The 15,809-nt window shown below is 67.7% G+C and carries 16 protein-coding genes and 1 other RNA gene; 8 read left to right on the top strand and 9 right to left on the bottom strand.

Features of this window, described 5'->3' with window-relative positions; all coding sequences use genetic code 11:
• The first annotated feature begins 46 nt into the window (after window positions 1-46).
• Window positions 47-1,414 (top strand): adenylosuccinate lyase, encoded by a 1,368-nt coding sequence (gene purB / locus C3942_RS15055; protein ID WP_104231177.1) that lies wholly within the window; start codon window positions 47-49, stop codon window positions 1,412-1,414.
• Window positions 1,415-1,436: 22 nt separating this feature from the next.
• Window positions 1,437-1,934, top strand: coding sequence for a DUF7931 domain-containing protein (locus tag C3942_RS15050; RefSeq protein WP_494546243.1), 498 nt, complete (start codon window positions 1,437-1,439; stop codon window positions 1,932-1,934).
• Between the two features lie 3 nt (window positions 1,935-1,937).
• Here the strand turns inward: C3942_RS15050 and C3942_RS15045 are convergent, their stop codons facing one another.
• The 5 genes from C3942_RS15045 to hrcA all read right to left on the bottom strand — a co-directional run bounded on the left by C3942_RS15045 (window position 1,938) and on the right by hrcA (window position 7,465).
• Window positions 1,938-2,492 carry an SRPBCC family protein gene (locus tag C3942_RS15045; RefSeq protein WP_104231175.1) on the bottom strand — a complete coding sequence of 185 codons (555 nt, stop codon included), beginning with the start codon at window positions 2,490-2,492 and terminating at the stop codon, window positions 1,938-1,940.
• Window positions 2,493-2,502: 10 nt separating this feature from the next.
• On the bottom strand, window positions 2,503-3,624 hold the full coding sequence (gene dnaJ / locus C3942_RS15040) for a molecular chaperone DnaJ (RefSeq protein ID WP_104231174.1): 1,122 nt from the start codon (window positions 3,622-3,624) through the stop codon (window positions 2,503-2,505).
• A 122-nt stretch (window positions 3,625-3,746) separates the two neighbouring features.
• Complete coding sequence (gene dnaK / locus C3942_RS15035; protein ID WP_104231173.1) at window positions 3,747-5,675, bottom strand: molecular chaperone DnaK; 1,929 nt, start codon at window positions 5,673-5,675, stop codon at window positions 3,747-3,749.
• Between the two features lie 87 nt (window positions 5,676-5,762).
• The gene (gene grpE, locus C3942_RS15030; RefSeq protein WP_104231172.1) at window positions 5,763-6,311 is read right to left on the bottom strand and encodes a nucleotide exchange factor GrpE; all 549 of its coding nucleotides are present in this window, start codon (window positions 6,309-6,311) and stop codon (window positions 5,763-5,765) included.
• 113 nt (window positions 6,312-6,424) lie between these two features.
• Window positions 6,425-7,465, bottom strand: a complete 1,041-nt coding sequence (gene hrcA / locus C3942_RS15025) for a heat-inducible transcriptional repressor HrcA (protein ID WP_104231171.1) — start codon at window positions 7,463-7,465, stop codon at window positions 6,425-6,427.
• A gap of 104 nt (window positions 7,466-7,569) precedes the next feature.
• Here hrcA and C3942_RS15020 point away from each other — a divergent pair, with 104 nt between their 5' ends.
• Together C3942_RS15020 and recN are read left to right on the top strand one after the other, a co-directional pair.
• Complete coding sequence (locus C3942_RS15020; RefSeq protein WP_104231170.1) at window positions 7,570-8,460, top strand: NAD(+) kinase; 891 nt, start codon at window positions 7,570-7,572, stop codon at window positions 8,458-8,460.
• 17 nt (window positions 8,461-8,477) lie between these two features.
• Window positions 8,478-10,163, top strand: coding sequence for a DNA repair protein RecN (gene recN / locus C3942_RS15015; RefSeq protein ID WP_104231169.1), 1,686 nt, complete (start codon window positions 8,478-8,480; stop codon window positions 10,161-10,163).
• Between the two features lie 38 nt (window positions 10,164-10,201).
• On the opposite strand, the gene fur is transcribed toward recN, so the two are convergent.
• On the bottom strand, window positions 10,202-10,618 hold the full coding sequence (gene fur / locus C3942_RS15010; protein ID WP_104231168.1) for a ferric iron uptake transcriptional regulator: 417 nt from the start codon (window positions 10,616-10,618) through the stop codon (window positions 10,202-10,204).
• A gap of 61 nt (window positions 10,619-10,679) precedes the next feature.
• Here fur and C3942_RS15005 point away from each other — a divergent pair, with 61 nt between their 5' ends.
• The gene (locus C3942_RS15005) at window positions 10,680-11,126 is read left to right on the top strand and encodes an outer membrane protein assembly factor BamE (RefSeq protein ID WP_104231167.1); all 447 of its coding nucleotides are present in this window, start codon (window positions 10,680-10,682) and stop codon (window positions 11,124-11,126) included.
• Window positions 11,127-11,208: 82 nt separating this feature from the next.
• Complete coding sequence (locus C3942_RS15000) at window positions 11,209-12,564, top strand: DUF1329 domain-containing protein (RefSeq protein ID WP_104231166.1); 1,356 nt, start codon at window positions 11,209-11,211, stop codon at window positions 12,562-12,564.
• A 3-nt stretch (window positions 12,565-12,567) separates the two neighbouring features.
• On the opposite strand, the gene C3942_RS14995 is transcribed toward C3942_RS15000, so the two are convergent.
• Genes C3942_RS14995 through C3942_RS14985 form a run of 3 tightly spaced genes read right to left on the bottom strand, consistent with a single transcriptional unit; the run spans window position 12,568 to window position 14,670 of the window.
• Window positions 12,568-12,864 carry an RnfH family protein gene (locus C3942_RS14995; RefSeq protein ID WP_104231165.1) on the bottom strand — a complete coding sequence of 99 codons (297 nt, stop codon included), beginning with the start codon at window positions 12,862-12,864 and terminating at the stop codon, window positions 12,568-12,570.
• On the bottom strand, window positions 12,851-13,288 hold the full coding sequence (locus C3942_RS14990; protein WP_104231164.1) for a type II toxin-antitoxin system RatA family toxin: 438 nt from the start codon (window positions 13,286-13,288) through the stop codon (window positions 12,851-12,853). The genes C3942_RS14995 and C3942_RS14990 overlap by 14 nt, the downstream gene beginning before the upstream one ends.
• On the bottom strand, window positions 13,288-14,670 hold the full coding sequence (locus C3942_RS14985) for a sodium-dependent transporter (protein WP_104231163.1): 1,383 nt from the start codon (window positions 14,668-14,670) through the stop codon (window positions 13,288-13,290). The genes C3942_RS14990 and C3942_RS14985 overlap by 1 nt, the downstream gene beginning before the upstream one ends.
• Before the next feature lie 114 nt (window positions 14,671-14,784).
• Here C3942_RS14985 and smpB point away from each other — a divergent pair, with 114 nt between their 5' ends.
• A complete protein-coding gene (smpB, locus tag C3942_RS14980) occupies window positions 14,785-15,267 on the top strand; it encodes an SsrA-binding protein SmpB (RefSeq protein ID WP_104231162.1) in 483 nt (160 codons plus the stop codon).
• A 163-nt stretch (window positions 15,268-15,430) separates the two neighbouring features.
• Window positions 15,431-15,784: a transfer-messenger RNA gene (ssrA, locus tag C3942_RS14975) on the top strand.
• Window positions 15,785-15,809: the final 25 nt, after the last annotated feature.

Raw genomic sequence — 15,809 nt, 5'->3', positions numbered from 1 at the left:
GTTAATTGGTAAAATGGTCAATAAATCCTAGCAAATCGCCCTTTCGATGAACCTGACTTCCCTGTCCGCCGTCTCCCCCATCGACGGCCGCTACGCCGAGAAAACCGTCAAGCTGCGCCAGATCTTCAGCGAGTTCGGCCTGATGCGCTTCCGCGTGCTGGCCGAAATCCGCTGGCTGGAGGCCATGGCCGAGCACCCCGGCATCCCCGAGGTCAAGCCGTTGTCGGCCTCGGCCCGCGAGAAGCTGGACAAGATCGCCTCGGCCTTTGACATCCAGGAAGCACAAAGGGTCAAGGCCATCGAGGACACCACCAACCACGACGTCAAGGCGGTGGAGTATTACCTGAAGGAAAAGATCGGCAGCCATCCCGAGCTGGCCACGGTGAAGGAGTTCATCCACTTCGCCTGCACCTCGGAAGACGTCAACAACCTCTCGCATGCGCTGATGCTCAAGGAAGCCCGCGAGCAGGTGCTGCTGCCGCAGATCGACAAGCTGATCGCCGCCATCGCCGGCCTGGCGCGGAGCTACTCCGAGCAGCCGATGCTGTCGCGCACCCACGGCCAGCCGGCCTCGCCCTCCACGGTGGGCAAGGAGATGGCCGTGTTCGTGCACCGCCTCAGCCGCCAGCGCGACCAGCTCGCCGCCGTGCAGCTGCTGGGCAAGGCCAACGGTGCCGTCGGCAACTGGAGCGCCCACTACGCGGCCTACCCGGACGTGGACTGGCCGGCCTTCTCCGCCGGCTTCATCAAGGGCCTGGGCCTGGACCAGAGCCCCGCGACCACCCAGATCGAGCCGCACGACTACATCGCCGAGTACTTCCATGCGCTGACGCGCATCAACACCATCTTCATCGACTTCTGCCGCGACGTCTGGGGCTACATCTCCCTGGGCTATTTCAAGCAGAAGACCGTCGCCGGCGAAGTCGGCAGCTCGACCATGCCGCACAAGGTCAACCCGATCGACTTCGAGAACGCCGAGGGCAACCTCGGCATCGGCAACGCGATCATGCAGCACCTGGCCGAGAAGCTGCCGATCTCGCGCTGGCAGCGCGACCTGACCGACTCCACCGTGCTGCGCAACCTGGGCGTCGGCGTCGCCCACTCCCTGGTGTCCTACCAGGCCATCGCCAAGGGCATCGGCAAGCTGGAAGGCGACGCCTGGAAGATGGGCCAGGATCTCGAGGGCAACTGGGAGGTGCTGGGCGAGGCCATCCAGACCGTCATGCGCCGCCACGGCCTGCCGGAACCCTACGAGCAGCTCAAGCGCCTCACCCGCGGCCAGAAGGTCGGCAAGGAACAGCTGCGCGAGTTCGTCAAGGGCCTGGCCCTGCCGGAGGAAGACAAGCAGCGCCTGCTGGCGATGACCCCGGGCAGCTACACCGGCAACGCGGTGCAGCAGGCCAAGGGCGTCTGAGGGCAGCTCTCCCGTGGACGCCATGCCGCCCGACGAAACGACCACGGCCGCCGCCGTGGTCAGCGGCGTGGCGGCCTTCACCGAACATGCCGTGCGCATCGCCAAGGCGGCGCGCATGGACCTTGCCATCTACAGCGACACGCTGGACCGCCGCATCTACGGCGACGAGGCCTTCGTCGCCGCGGTGCGCAGCTTCGTGCTGCAGCACCGGCGTGCACGCCTGCGCGTGATCGTGCGCCAGCCGGTGCTGGCGATGCGCGGCGCCCATCGCCTGGTGGAACTGGGCCGCATGCTCAGCAGCCGCATCGAGTTCCGCGAGCCGCCGGCGGAGCGCAAGCTGCCGCAGGACGAGTACCTGCTGGCCGACGAGAAGGCGCTGCTGCTGCGCAGCGCACCGGAAGAGATCGACGCGAAGTACCTGCCCCATGCGCCGCTGGACGCACGCCAGCAGCTGCGCACGTTCAATGCGCTGTGGGAGGAATCGGTGCCGGCCCAGGAGCTGCGCAGCCTGGGCATCTGAAGGTCAGCGGAGCGCCGCCTCGCGCTCCGCCAGCAGCTTGAGGTTGAGCAGGCCGGTCTCGTAATCCTTGCCCACCATGCCGTCCAGCATCAGGCCGAAGTAGCGGCCGATGAGGTTGCCGCCGACATGGGTCTCGTAGGTCCAGGTCACGAGCGTGCCCTCGCCCTCGGGCTTCAGCGCGAAGGTCGACAGGTTGTCGCCGTCGAAGCCGGTGTAGGCCACCTGCATCCGCACGCGCTCGAGGGGCACCGACTCGACGATCTCCAGGCTGCCCGAGCCGACGCCCTGGTTCTCGCTGAACCAGGCCTGGCGCGCGCCGACGCCTTCGGCCGGACCGCTGCGCTCGATCTTCATGCCAGGGTCCATCCTGGCCCAGGGCTGCCACTCGTTGAAGCGAGTGAAGCCGTTGATCAGCGGAAAGACCTGCGCCGGGCCGGCCTGGACCCGGACGGAACGCTCGACGCGCGCCGTGTCCGGCAGCAGGAAGCCGCCGGCGATCAGCCCGGCGATCAGCACCAGGGTGCCGAGCACGAAGTTGCGCAGGACGCTGAACGGCATCGCCGGAACCCTACTTCAGGTGCTCGTCGATGAACTGCTTGGCGCGGTTCAGCCAGGACGAGGTTTCCGGATGGTGGTGGCTGGCTTCCTTGCCCTCCAGGGTCTTGCCGAAGTCGCGCAGCAGGTCCTTCTGCTGGCGGCTGAGCTTGACCGGGGTTTCCACCATCACGGTGCAGTAGAGGTCGCCGGTGGCGGAACTGCGGATCGAGCGCACGCCCTTGCCGCGCAGCCGGAACTGCTTGCCGCTCTGCGTGCCGTCGGGAATCTCGATCTCGGCGCGGCTGTCCAGGGTCGGCACCTCCAGCTTGCCGCCCAGCGCCGCGGTGACGATGGAGATCGGCACGGTGCAGTGCAGGTCGTTGCCGTCGCGCTCGAAGAAATCGTGCGGGTGCACGTTGATCTGCACGTACAGGTCGCCCGGCGTCGCGCCCTGGTCGCCCGGCTCGCCCTCGCCGGTCAGGCGGATGCGGTCGCCGGTATCGACACCGGCCGGGATCTTCACTTCCAGCGTCTTCTCGCGCTTGATCTTGCCGGCGCCGCGGCAGCTCTTGCAGGGATCGGTGATGGTGGTGCCGCGGCCGCGGCAATGCGGGCAGGTCTGCTGCAGCACGAAGAAGCCCTGCTGCACCCGCACCTGGCCGGAACCCTTGCAGGTCGGGCAGGAGGAGGGCTTCTTGCCGTCGGCGGTGCCGTGGCCGTGGCAGGGCTCGCAGTCGCCCCAGGTGGGGATGCGGATGGATTCGGTGGTGCCGAACACCGCCTGTTCCAGGGTCAGTTCCATCATGTAGCGAAGGTCGGCCCCGCGGCGCGGCCCGCCGCGTCCGCCGCCACCGCCGAAGATGTCGGAGAAGACGTCGCCGAAGATGTCGGAGAAACCGCCGGCGCCACCGAAGCCGCCCGGGCCGCCGCGCTGCAGGCCCTCGTGGCCGTGCTTGTCGTAGACCGCGCGCTTCTGCGCGTCGCAGAGCACCTCGTAGGCTTCGTTGGCTTCCTTGAATTTCTCCTCGGCCGCCTTGTCGCCCGGATTGCGGTCCGGGTGGTACTTCATCGCCAGCTTGCGATAGGCCTTCTTCAGCTCTTCCTCGCTGGCGGTCTTCTCCACCCCGAGTACGTCGTAGTAGTCGCGCTTCATCCGGCTACGTCCCCAAAATCCCACTCAATGACCACAATGCAAAACCCGAACCCGGAAACGCGAAAAAGGGGCGAGGCGCGGCGGCATGCCGTGACCTCACCCCTTCATCCCGCTTGCGGGCCTTACTTCTTGTCCTTCACCTCGGTGAACTCGGCATCCACGACGTCGCCGTCCTGGGAGCCGCCCGGTGCCGCGCCCGGAGCCTCGGCACCCGGAGCGCCACCCTCGGCCGCCTTGGCGGCGTAGACGCGCTCCATCAGCTTGCCGGAGGCCTCGGTCAGGGCCGTGGTCTTGGCCTCGATGTCGGCCTTGTCGTCACCCTTCACCGCCTCGCGCAGCGCGGCCAGGGCGTCCTCGATGGCCTTCTTCTCGTCGGCCTGCACCTGGTCGCCCAGGTCCTTCAGCGACTTCTCGACCGCATGGGCCATGCCCTCGGCCTGGTTGCGCGCGGTGATCAGTTCGTTGAACTTCTTGTCTTCCTCGGCATGGGCCTCGGCGTCCTTCACCATCTTCTGGATCTCTTCTTCCGAGAGGCCCGAGTTGGCGGTGATGCGGATCGACTGCTCCTTGCCGGTGGCCTTGTCCTTGGCGGTGACGTGCAGGATGCCGTTGGCGTCGATGTCGAAGATCACCTCGACCTGCGGCATGCCGCGCGGCGCCGGCGCGATGCCGGTGAGGTCGAAGCGGCCCAGCGACTTGTTGGCCGAGGCGATCTCGCGCTCGCCCTGGTAGACCTGGATCGTCACGGCGGTCTGGTTGTCGTCGGCCGTGGTGAAGGTCTCCGACTTCTTGGTCGGGATCGTGGTGTTCTTCTCGATCAGCTTGGTCATCTTGCCGCCCAGGGTCTCGATGCCCAGCGACAGCGGGGTCACGTCGAGCAGCAGCACGTCCTTGCGGTCGCCGGACAGCACGGCGCCCTGCACGGCGGCGCCCGCGGCGACGGCCTCGTCCGGATTGACGTCCTTGCGCGGCTCCTTGCCGAAGAAGTTCTTGACCGCCTCCTGCACCTTGGGCATGCGGGTCTGGCCGCCGACCAGGATCACGTCGCTGATCTCGCTGGCCTTCAGGCCCGCGTCCTTCAGCGCGATCTTGCAGGGTTCCATCGACTTGGCGATGAGGTCATCCACCAGCGACTCCAGCTTGGCGCGGGTCAGCTTGATGTTCAGGTGCTTGGGGCCGGAGGCGTCCGCCGTGATGTACGGCAGGTTGACCTCGGTCTGGGTGGTCGAGGACAGCTCGATCTTGGCCTTCTCGGCGGCTTCCTTCAGGCGCTGCAGGGCCAGCGGGTCCTTGTGCAGGTCGATGCCCTGCTCCTTCTGGAACTCGGCCGCGATGTACTCGATCACGCGGTGGTCGAAGTCTTCGCCGCCCAGGAAGGTATCGCCGTTGGTGGCCAGGACCTCGAAGGACTTCTCGCCGTCGGCCTCGACGATGTCGATGATCGACACGTCGAAGGTGCCGCCGCCGAGGTCATAGACCGCGATCTTCTTGTCGCCCTTGACCTTGTCCAGGCCGAAGGCCAGCGCGGCCGCGGTCGGCTCGTTGATGATGCGCTTGACCTCCAGGCCCGCGATGCGGCCGGCGTCCTTGGTGGCCTGGCGCTGGCTGTCGTTGAAGTAGGCCGGCACCGTGATGACCGCCTCGGTCACCGGGTGGCCGAGGTAGTCCTCGGCGGTCTTCTTCATCTTCATCAGGATTTCGGCCGAGACCTGCTGCGGGGCCAGCTTCTTGCCCTTGACGTCGACCCAGGCGTCGCCGTTGTCGGCCTTGATGATCTTGAACGGCGAGTGCTTGATCGCCTTCTGCACCTCGGCGTCCTCGAAGCGGCGGCCGATCAGGCGCTTCACCGCGAACAGGGTGTTGTGCGGGTTGGTCACGGCCTGGCGCTTGGCGGCGCGGCCGGTGATCGGGTTGGCGTCGTCGGTGTAGGCCACGATGGACGGCGTGGTGCGCTCACCCTCGGCGTTCTCGATGACCTTGACGTTGCCGCCTTCGATGACGGCCACGCAGCTGTTGGTGGTGCCGAGGTCGATACCGATGATCTTGGACATTGCTCAGGTACTCCGTGAATTTCGTTTGCTTGTGCGTTATTTGATGGCGCGGAATGGCGATTCAAGAGGCCACTGCACAACCGTATATCAGGCCGCCGTGGCCGGCGCCCTGGACACCACGACCATCGCCGGGCGCAGCAGGCGCTCGTGCAGCAGGTAGCCCTTCTGCATGGTGCTGAGGACGTGGTTGGCCGGCAGTTCGGCGGACTCGGCCATGGTCATGGCCTGGTGATGGTCCGGGTTGAACGGCTGGCCGGTGGGGTCGATCTGCTTGACGCCGTGCTTCTCCAGCACCGACATCAGCTGGCGGTAGGTCAGCTGCATGCCGTCGGCCAGGGCCTTGGCGCTGCCCTCGCCTTCGCCGGCGGCCTTCAGGCCCAGTTCCAGGCTGTCGGCCACCGCCAGCAGGTCGCCCAGCACCCGCTCGTTGGCGAACTTGAGGCTGTTGGCGGCGTCGCGCTCGAGGCGGCGGCGGGTGTTCTCGAGGTCCGCGGCGGCGCGCAGCTGCGCGTCCTTGGCGGCGGCGACCTCGGCCCGGGCCTGCTCCAGCTCCTGGCTGAGGGCGGCAATCTCGGCATTGGGATCGTTGGTCGGCGGCACTTCGTCCGCGGTGGCCTGGGTTTCCGGCGTGGTCATGTCGGCGTTTTTGAAGGTTCTAGCGGGTTTGGAGCCCGTTCAGGGGCGCGCAGGATAATGAAAAAAAGCCGCCCGCGCCTGCCGCGGGCGTCTCCTGACAGCGGTTTTGGGGGCTAGCCGCCGGTTTTCAAGCCCTGGGTGAGCACCCGGGCGGTCTCCTGGACCAGGGGGATGATGCGGTGGTAGGCCATGCGGGTCGGGCCGATCACGCCCAGGACCCCCGCCACCTGGCCCTCGACGAAGTACGGGGCGGTCACCACGCTGCACTCGTCCAGCACGCGGTAGCCGGACTCGTCGCCGATGAAGATCTGCACGCCGTCCGCCCCCAGGCACTGGTCGAACAGGTTGAGCAGGTCGCGCTTGCGGTCCAGGGCATCGAAAAGGCCGCGCAGGCGCTGCACGTCGGCCAGCTCCTGGAAGCCCATCAGGTTGCTGCCGCCGGCCAGGACGTAGTCGGGCGCCCGCTCGCCGGTCACCGCCTGCTCGGCCATGGAGGCGGCATCGCGCAGGTGCAGGTTCAGGCGGTTCTGGGTGTCCAGGGCATCGCTCATCAGCGCATTGCGCAGGCTCACCAGGTCGCGCCCGGCGAACTGCTCGTTGAGCAGGGCGGCATAGCGGCCCAGTTCATCCGCGCCATAGGGGCGATCCGTATGGATCACGCGGTTCTGCACCTCGGCCTGGTTCACCACCAGGATGGCCAGCACGCGGTTGCCGGACAGCGGCAGGAACTCCACCTGGCGCAGGATCGCCAGGTTGCGGCGCGGCACGGTGACCACGCCGGCCATGTGCGACAGCTGCGACAGCAGGGCGGAGGCCGCCTGCACCAGGTCGGCCTCGGAGCGGGCGCGGTGCGGCACCAGCGTATCGACGATGTGCTCGCGCTCGGTGTCGGACAGCGGTTCCGGCGCCAGCATGTTGTTGACGAAGTAGCGGTAGCCCCGGGTAGTGGGGATGCGGCCTGCGGAGGTATGCGGCGAGGCGACGAAGCCCAGCTCGTCCAGGTCGGCCATGACGTTGCGGATCGTCGCCGGCGACAGTCCCAGCGCCGCCATGCGCGACAGCGTGCGCGAGCCGACCGGCTGGCCATCGTGGATGTAGCGCTCGACCAAGAGCTTCAGCAGCTCGGCGGCGCGGGAGTCCAATGGGTTAGACATACCTTAAAAAATGAAGGACTTGTTGCGGCAATTCAATAGCACGAACGCATCAGGAGCGCGAGGTTTCATGGTATTTTCCGGCCATCTCGGTCTCCAAGCTTCCCATGACCCATTTCAAGTCCGTCGGTGTGATCGGCAAGCACCGCAGCCCCCAGGTTGCGCCCGTGCTCAATGCCCTGTGCCGTCACCTGGCGGAGCTGGATCGCAACGTGCTGGTGGATACCTACAGCGCCGACCTGGTCGACGAGCCGGTGAGCTTCGTCACCCGCGCCGAACTGGCCAAGCGCTGTGACCTGGTCGTGGTGGTCGGCGGCGACGGCACCCTGCTGTCGGCCGCCCGCGAGCTGGCGCCGGCGGGCGTGCCCCTGCTGGGCGTCAACCAGGGCCGCCTCGGCTTCATGGTGGACGTGACGCCCGAGGACATGCGCGAGAGCCTGGCGGCGATCTTCCGCGGCGAATACCTGCGCGAGGACCGCCTGCTGCTGCGCTGCCGCATCCTGCGCAACGGCAAGCCGGAGCAGTCCACCCTGGCGGTCAACGACGTGGTCATCCGCAACCAGGCGGCCATCCGCATGGTGGAGTTCGAGACCTGGATCGAGGGCGAATTCATCTCGCAGCACCGCGCCGACGGCTTCATCATCGCCTCGCCCACCGGCTCCACGGCCTATGCCCTGTCCGGCGGCGGCCCGGTGGTGCACCCGTCGCTGGACGCCCTGGCGCTGGTGCCGATCTGCCCCCATACCCTGTCCGACCGCCCGATCGTGGTCAGCGCCAGCCAGGCCGTCCGCATCGTGCTCGGCGGCCACGAGGGCTCCCGCGTGATGCTGACCTGCGATGGCCAGACCAGCGAGATCCTGCAGCCGGGCGATGCCGTGGAGGTGTCTCGCGCCGAGTGGCCGCTGAGCCTGATACATCCAAAGAACTACAGTTACTTCAACCTGTTGCGCAACAAACTTCATTGGGGCCGCGGCCCCGCGCAGCGCACGCCGGGCTGACCCTTACCCGCTTTCCCATGCTGACCCACCTGCAGATCAAGAACCTCGCCATCATCGACGAGCTGGCCCTGGATTTCGGCCGGGGCTTCACCACGCTGACCGGCGAGACCGGTGCCGGCAAGTCGATCCTGATCGACGCCATCGGCCTGATCGTCGGCAGCCGCGCCGACGCCAGCCTGGTGCGCAGCGGCCAGGAGAAGGCCGAGGTCAGTGCCGAGTTCGCGCTGGACGACGCCGGCGATGCCGCCGCCTGGCTGGCCGAGCAGGAACTGCGTGACGAGGACGAGCCGGGCCGCTGCCTGGTGCGGCGCGTGGTCTATGCCGAGGGCCGCACCCGCGCCTTCGTCAACGGCCAGCCGGTCAACGCCGGCCCGCTGCGCGAGTTGGGCGAGCGCCTGATCGAGATCTTCGGCCAGTCCGAGAGCCAGACCCTGCTGCGGCCCGAGGTGCAGCGCGGCCTGCTCGACCAGTTCGGCGGGCATGGGGCGGCGCTGGACGCGGTGCGCGACGCCGCCCGGGAGTTGGGCGAGGTGGAACGGCAGATCGAGCGGTTGCGCAACGCCGGCAGCCGCGACCCGGCGCAGCTGGACTACCTGCGCTTCCAGCTGCGGGAGCTGGAAGCCCTGAACCTGGGCGAAGGCGAGATCGAACAGGTGGAGACCGAGCACCGCCGGCTGGCCAATGCCGGGCGCCTGCTGCAGGAGGGCAACCAGGCCCGGGAACTGCTCTACGGCGCCGAGGCCAGCCTCTACGACCAGCTCGCCACCGCCAGCGCCCTGCTGACCGGCCTGGTGCCGCTGCACGAGGGCTTCCGCGAAGCCCTGGACCTGGCCGAAAGCGCCCAGGCCCAGGTGCGCGAGGCCGCCGACTCGCTGAGCCGCCTGCTCGGCCGCCTGGACCTGGACCCGGAGCAGCTGGAGCAGCTGGAGCAGCGCCTGGCCGACATCCACGACCTGGCGCGCAAGCACCGCATCCGTCCCGCGGAGCTGCCGGAGAAGCTGGCCGGCCTGCGCGAGGAGCTGGGGGGGCTGGAAGATGCCGCCGGCCAGATGGAGGCCCTGGAGGCACGCCGTACCGCGGCATTGAAGCGCTACCGCGAAGCCGCCGCGAAACTGGGCACGGCCCGGCGCAAGGCCGCCAAGGGCTTCGGCGAGCAGGTTTCGGCCATCGTGCGCCAGTTGGGCATGGCCAATGCCCAGTTCCTGGCCGTGGTGGAAAGCGACGCCGAGGGCCGTCCCCGCGCCAGCGGCGATGACGAGGTGCGCTTCGACTTCAGCGCCAACCCGGGGCAGCCGCCCCGCCCGCTGGCCAAGGTGGCCTCCGGCGGCGAGCTGTCGCGCGTGTCCCTGGCGGTGCAGGTCGTGGGCCAGCAGCGCTCCGGCGCCGCCACCATGATCTTCGACGAGGTGGACGCCGGCATCAGCGGCGGGGTCGCCGAGGTGGTGGGCCAGAAGCTGCGCGAGCTGGGCGGCCAGCAGGGCCAGGTGCTCTGCGTGACCCACCTGGCGCAGGTGGCCGCCCAGGGCCACCGCCAGTTCGCCATCGCCAAGGAAGTGAAGTCAGGCCAGACCTACACCCGCGTGCGGCCGCTGGCCGACAAGGAGCGCGTGGAGGAGCTGGCCCGCATGCAGGGCGGCGTGGAGATCACCAGCGCGGCGCTGAACCACGCGAAGGACCTGCTGCAACGAGCGGCGAAAGCCTGATCCGCGTTTCCTCCCCTGCGGGAGAGGGATAAAAAGCCCTACGGCTTCTTCTTGCCGCCCTTGGGCCGGACGTACAGCACCAGGCTGTGGTCCTCCACCGTGAAGCCATGCTTCTCGGCGATCTGCTTCTGCAGCTTCTCGATTTCCTCGGAAACGAACTCCACCACTTCTCCGGTGTCGAGATTCACCATGTGGTCATGGTGCGGCCCGCGCTCCAGCTCGAACACGGCATGGCCGCCCTCGAAATGATGGCGCTTGACCAGGCCGGCCGCCTCGAACTGGGTCAGGACGCGGTAGACGGTGGCCAGGCCGATGTCTTCCTCCGAGTCCATCAGCTTGCGGTAGATGTCTTCCGCGGACATGTGGCGGGCCGGATGGCTCTCCAGCATCTCCAGGATTTTCAGGCGCGGAAGGGTGACCTTGAGGCCGGCGCTGCGAAGATCGGACGATTCCACGGGATGCCTGTCAAAGGAAGGATTTCCGGTATTATCGCACTCCCCTACGAGGCATCAACCCATGCGCGTTATTTTGTTGGTTCTCACGGCCCTGGCCCTGAGCGCCTGCCAGATTGTCTACAAGCTTCCCACCCGACAGGGCAACGTCATCGAGCAGAAGCAGCTCGACCAGCTCCAGGTCGGCATGAGCCGGGAGCAGGTCCGCTTCCTGATGGGCACCCCCGTGGCCGCCAGCCCCTTCGAGGATCGCCGCTGGGACTACGTGGGCTACTACAAGTCGCCCCGCGGCAAGGTTTCCTCCCGCGTGGTCAGCATCTGGTTCGAGAGCGACAAGGTCGCCCGCATGGACGGTGTCAAGACGCCGGACGGCGACAAGGCCCTGGAAAACCCGGACGTGAAGACCGTGCTGCGCGAGGACAAGAAGGCCCAGGCCGAAGACACGCGCATCGAGAGCGAGCAGGGCAAGGAATCAGGCGTCATCCTGACGCCGGACCGCAGCGCGCCCTGAGGCGGCATCCAAGGCCCGGCCACGACCGGGCCCGCGACGCCGCAGGGGCGGCGTCCTCAACATGGCTCGAGGGGAGAGCAGAATGAACCGTTCCAGTCTGCGGATCGCGGCGGCCCTGATGCTGCTGGTCCTGGCCGGCCCGGCCGCCGCCAAGGCCGACATCGCCGAGGCCGCCAGGCTCGGCGGCCCCCTGACCCCGGTCGGCGCCGAACGTGCCGGCAGCAAGGACGGCAGCATTCCGGCCTGGACCCCGGGCAAGCAGCGCGGCAAGCTCAGCGGAGAGTTCTTCTCGGACCCGGTCATCGACTCCGAGCAGCCGATCCTGGTGCTGTCCGCGTCCAACATGTCGCGCTCGCTGGAGCGCCTGTCGGAAGGCCACAAGAAGCTGCTGTCGCTGCACCCGACCTACAAGATGCTGGTCTACCCTTCGCACCGCCCGGTGGCGATGCCCGAGGCGATCTACGCCGCCACCAAGGCCAACGCCAGCCTCTGCGAACTGCACGGCCTGGATGAACTCGACGGCTGCAGCGTGGGCGTGCCCTTCCCGATCCCCAAGTCCGGACCGGAGCCGATCTGGAACCACAAGCTGCGCTGGCGCGGCGACGCCGTGCGCCGCTACAACAACCAGATGATCGTGCAGGCCAACGGCCAGTACCAGCTGACCAAGATCCTGGAGGACGTGCAGTTCACCTACGGCTCGATCAAGAAGCCGGTGACGCTGCATCGCGGCGATGCCGAGTTCCTGCGCTATCTCGCCTCCACCATCGCCCCGCCGCGCGTCGCCGGCACCACGATCCTGGTCCACGACCGGGCCGGCACCGGCAGCGAGGGCCGCGCCGCCTGGCTCTACACGCCCGCGATCAAGCGCGTCCGCCGCGCACCCACGGTCTGCTGCGACAACCCGGCCGAGGGCACCGACGGCAGCCAGTTCTACGACCAGGTGGACATGTTCAACGGCACCCTGGAGCGCTACAACTGGAAGCTCGTGGGCAAGCGCGAGATGGTCATTCCGTACAACTCCCACCGCATCGGCAGCAACACCATCCGCTTCTCGCAGCTGGCCCGCCCGGGGCACCTGAACCAGGACCTGCCGCGCTATGAGTTGCATCGCGTGTGGGTGGTCGATGCCGAGTTGCGACCGGGCATGGCGCACACCTTCAAGAAGCGCCGCTTCTACCTCGACGAGGACGGCTGGAACATCGTCATGGTCGACAACTACAACAACCGCGGCGAGCTCTACCAGTTCCAGGAAGGCCACACGCAGTTCGGCACCAACATCCTGGCCAGCTCGGCGGCACCGGAAGTGATCTACCACTTCGACAGCGGCCGCTACTTCGTCACGGCGATGTTCAACGAGGACAAGCCCTACGACTTCACGCCGGACTACAAGCCGGACTTCTTCACCGCCGCCACGGTGCAGAAGCGGGTGACCAAGTAGCGCCTAGCGCTTGCGCGCCGCCGCGGCGCGCTGGCGCCGCACCTGCTTGGGGTCCGCCAGCAACGGCCGGTAGATCTCCACGCGATCGCCATCGTGCAGGGGCTCCTCCGCCGCGACCGGGCGCGAGAAGATGCCGAGGCGGCTGCTGGCCAGGTCGATCTCCGGAAAGCGCTCGAGGATGCCGGAACGACGCACCGCTTCGGCCGCCGGCGTGCCGGCCGGCACCTCCAGTTCCAGGATCAGCTGTTCCTCCGGCCGCGCATAGGCCACCTCCACGCGGATCGCCTCAGCGCTGGCCATGCAGCGCCTCCGCCCGGCGGCGGAAAGCCTCGATCAGTCCGTTGACCGCACGGTCCAGCCAGGGCGACAGCGTGCCCTCCAGGATGCGGCTGCCGAAATCCAGCGAGAGCTTCAGCGTCACCTTGCAGGCATCCTCGGCCAGCGGCAGGAACTCCCAGGTGCCGTCGAGCTGGCGGAACGGCCCGTCGACCAGCCGCATGCGGATGCTGCGGCCCGGCTGCAGGCGGTTCTCGGTGGCGAAGCTGTCCTTGAGCCCCTTGACGTTGAAGCCCAGGCGCGCCCTCACCAGTTCGTCCTCCCGATGCTCCACGGCGGCGGCGACACAGCCGGGAAGAAAGCCGGGGTAGGCCTCGATGTCGGCCACCAGCTCGTACATGGCGGCCGCGGGGAAGCGCAGCAGCGCGGATCGTTCCAGCGTCGCCATCAGCCCCAGAGTTCCGCGATCCAGTCGAGCAGGCCGGCCGAGTAGCCGAGGATGATGATCAGCGCCAGGCGCGTCGGGTAGCGCAGCAGCGTGCGCCAGAGGCTGAACAGCCAGCCCTCGCGCTCGCCGAAGGCCGAGCGCGCCATCTCTTCCGGCATGATCCGCGCCGTGAAGATGCAGATCAGCAGCGCCGTGGCCGGTGCGAACCAGTTGGCCGTGAGCCACTGCATCCAGCCGAAGAAATTGCGGCCCATCAGGGTCGCGTCCTGCAGCACGCCGAAGGACAGCAGGGTGCCCAGGCCCAGGAACCAGATCAGCAGCGAGCTGGAGGTGGCAGCGAATACGCGCGTGGTGCGGAAGCGGTCCATCAGGTAGCGCGTGGTGGTTTCCAGCAGCGCGCTGGCGGCCGTCAGCGTGACGATGAACAGCATGGTGTACAGCAGCAGCGCCACGACGATGCCGACCACGCCGGCCGGGAACGCCGCCGGCAGGGCCTGGAACAGCAGCGCCACGCCGCTGGCCGGCTCCACGCCCGCGCTGAAGATCAGCGCAAAGATCGCCAGGCCCGCCAGCAGGCTGAACAGCGTGTCGATCAGCACCACTCCCAGCGCCAGGCGCTTGAGCGGCGCACGCGCCGGCAGGTAGCTGCCCAGCGCCAGCATCGAGCCGATGCCCAGCGCCATCGTGAAGAAGGCCTGCTGCAGGGCCTCCAGCGCGCCGCGCCAGCCGAACTTCTGCCAGTCCGGGGTCAGCAGGAAGCGCAGCGCCTCGGCGGTGCTGCCGGTGAGCATGGTGTAGACACAGAGTCCGATCGCCACCAGGAAGGCCGTCGGCAGCAGGCGCAGGGCGGCGCGCTCGATGCCGTCACGGAAGCCGTGCGTCACGATGATGCAGGCCGTCACCATGAAGATCGTGTGCCAGGACAGCGCACGCTCCGGATCCTGGGCGAAGCTCAGGAAAGCCTCGCGCGCATGCTCCACGCCGATGCCGTCGAAGACCCCGCCGGCGGCGCGCACGGCATAGGCCAGGCTCCAGCCGGCGATGACGCTGTAGTAGGACAGTACCATCACCGCGCTGGCCAGCGACAGGTAGCCGATCACCACCCAGAAGCGCGAGGCGCCGGCCGCGTCCACCACGCGGCGGAAGCCGCTGATGACGTCATCGCGCATCCAGCGGCCCAGCACCCATTCCGTGGCCAGCAGCGGCAAGCCGACCAGCAGCAGGCACAGCAGGTAGAAGCCGAGGAAGACCGCGCCGCCGTGCTCGCCCATCAGGTACGGAAGGCGCGCCACGTTGCCGATGCCCACCGTGGCCCCGGCGGCAACCCACAGGAAGCTGCGCGACGACCCCCAATAGCCGTAACTGCTTTCGCGGATGTTCATGCGGATAGTCTAGCGGGAACCGGGCCATGCGCATGATCCTCTTGGATCGGCGGCGGACGCCCCCATTCAGGGCATGCCGGAACGCCGGACGCCCGCGCAGCCTATAATTCCCCGATGAGCAAGAAGGAAGACAGCAAGAAGGATGGCGAGCGCCGCATCGCGGAGAACCGCCGCGCGCGCCACGACTACTTCATCGAGGAAAGCCATGAGGCCGGCCTGATGCTGCAGGGCTGGGAGGTCAAGAGCCTGCGCGAGGGCCGTGCGCAGATCACCGAAGCCTACGTCGTCCTGAAGAACCGCGAAGCCTGGCTGATCGGCGCCCACTTCACGCCGGGCAAGCACACCTGCACCCACGAGATCGCCGACTCCACCCGCACCCGCAAGCTGCTGCTGCACGAGCGCGAGCTGTCCATGCTGATCGGCAAGGTCGAGCGCGCCGGCTACACCCTGGTGCCGCTGGACCTGCACTGGACCCGCGGCCGCGCCAAGCTGCAGGTGGGCCTGGCCAAGGGCAAGAAGCAGCACGACAAGCGCGCCGACATCAAGGAGCGCGATTGGCAAAGGGATAAGGAGCGGATCATGAGGAAGCGGGCCTAGCTCACCTGATCGGGCGCCGTCCGGCCAATCGCTGCGCCGACTTCGCCCGGGCGCTGCTTCGCGGCGCCGTGGCTCGCGTCGCTACGGCCAAGGGGCTTCCCGCCCTTGATTCCGGAACCCCCGCCCCCCACCTAGGGTCTGAGTGTTACAATACAGGTTCACAGGGGGTGACTTGGCTTCGACGCCGGTTGGAAACCCGAAGTGCATGCCGAGGTGTCATGTCCTCGTAAATCCCGTGGCAACCAAGCTAGTTGCGAACGACTCCAACTACGCCCTCGCCGCCTAATCCCGGCGAGCGTCCGACCAGACGGTGTTGATGCCCCTGAATCGGATGTCGACTCTCATCAACTCGCAGTGAAGCCCGCCCTTGGCCGATCTGCTAAACACTTAAGGGGATAAGCGACGGCGTTCCGTGCCCCTCCGGCAGCCGAAGACCAAAATCAATGAGAAGGCTACGCATGTAGATCCAAGGGCGGAAAGCTGACGGACAGGGGTTCGATTCCCCTCACCTCCACCAACAACAAACGCCACCACACGGTGGC

Origin of the sequence: Solimonas fluminis (assembly GCF_002930645.1) — a bacterium.
GTDB classification, from domain to species: domain Bacteria; phylum Pseudomonadota; class Gammaproteobacteria; order Nevskiales; family Nevskiaceae; genus Solimonas_A; species Solimonas_A fluminis.
Note: the sequence above shows the minus strand (reverse complement) of the source record. Positions and strands in the feature narration are given on the sequence as shown.

What these genes read in the sequence shown, in the direction of transcription:
- C3942_RS15020 (WP_104231170.1), top strand. Translation starts at nt 7,570, where the DNA reads ATGACCCATTTCAAGTCCGTCGGTGTGATCGGCAAGCACCGCAGCCCC.
- C3942_RS14990 (WP_104231164.1), bottom strand. Translation starts at nt 13,288, where the DNA reads ATGGCGACGCTGGAACGATCCGCGCTGCTGCGCTTCCCCGCGGCCGCC.
- dnaJ (WP_104231174.1), bottom strand. Translation starts at nt 3,624, where the DNA reads ATGAAGCGCGACTACTACGACGTACTCGGGGTGGAGAAGACCGCCAGC.
- dnaK (WP_104231173.1), bottom strand. Translation starts at nt 5,675, where the DNA reads ATGTCCAAGATCATCGGTATCGACCTCGGCACCACCAACAGCTGCGTG.
- C3942_RS15000 (WP_104231166.1), top strand. Translation starts at nt 11,209, where the DNA reads ATGAACCGTTCCAGTCTGCGGATCGCGGCGGCCCTGATGCTGCTGGTC.
- grpE (WP_104231172.1), bottom strand. Translation starts at nt 6,311, where the DNA reads ATGACCACGCCGGAAACCCAGGCCACCGCGGACGAAGTGCCGCCGACC.
- C3942_RS14985 (WP_104231163.1), bottom strand. Translation starts at nt 14,670, where the DNA reads ATGAACATCCGCGAAAGCAGTTACGGCTATTGGGGGTCGTCGCGCAGC.
- C3942_RS15005 (WP_104231167.1), top strand. Translation starts at nt 10,680, where the DNA reads ATGCGCGTTATTTTGTTGGTTCTCACGGCCCTGGCCCTGAGCGCCTGC.
- smpB (WP_104231162.1), top strand. Translation starts at nt 14,785, where the DNA reads ATGAGCAAGAAGGAAGACAGCAAGAAGGATGGCGAGCGCCGCATCGCG.
- C3942_RS15050 (WP_494546243.1), top strand. Translation starts at nt 1,437, where the DNA reads ATGCCGCCCGACGAAACGACCACGGCCGCCGCCGTGGTCAGCGGCGTG.
- recN (WP_104231169.1), top strand. Translation starts at nt 8,478, where the DNA reads ATGCTGACCCACCTGCAGATCAAGAACCTCGCCATCATCGACGAGCTG.
- C3942_RS14995 (WP_104231165.1), bottom strand. Translation starts at nt 12,864, where the DNA reads ATGGCCAGCGCTGAGGCGATCCGCGTGGAGGTGGCCTATGCGCGGCCG.
- purB (WP_104231177.1), top strand. Translation starts at nt 47, where the DNA reads ATGAACCTGACTTCCCTGTCCGCCGTCTCCCCCATCGACGGCCGCTAC.
- C3942_RS15045 (WP_104231175.1), bottom strand. Translation starts at nt 2,492, where the DNA reads ATGCCGTTCAGCGTCCTGCGCAACTTCGTGCTCGGCACCCTGGTGCTG.
- hrcA (WP_104231171.1), bottom strand. Translation starts at nt 7,465, where the DNA reads ATGTCTAACCCATTGGACTCCCGCGCCGCCGAGCTGCTGAAGCTCTTG.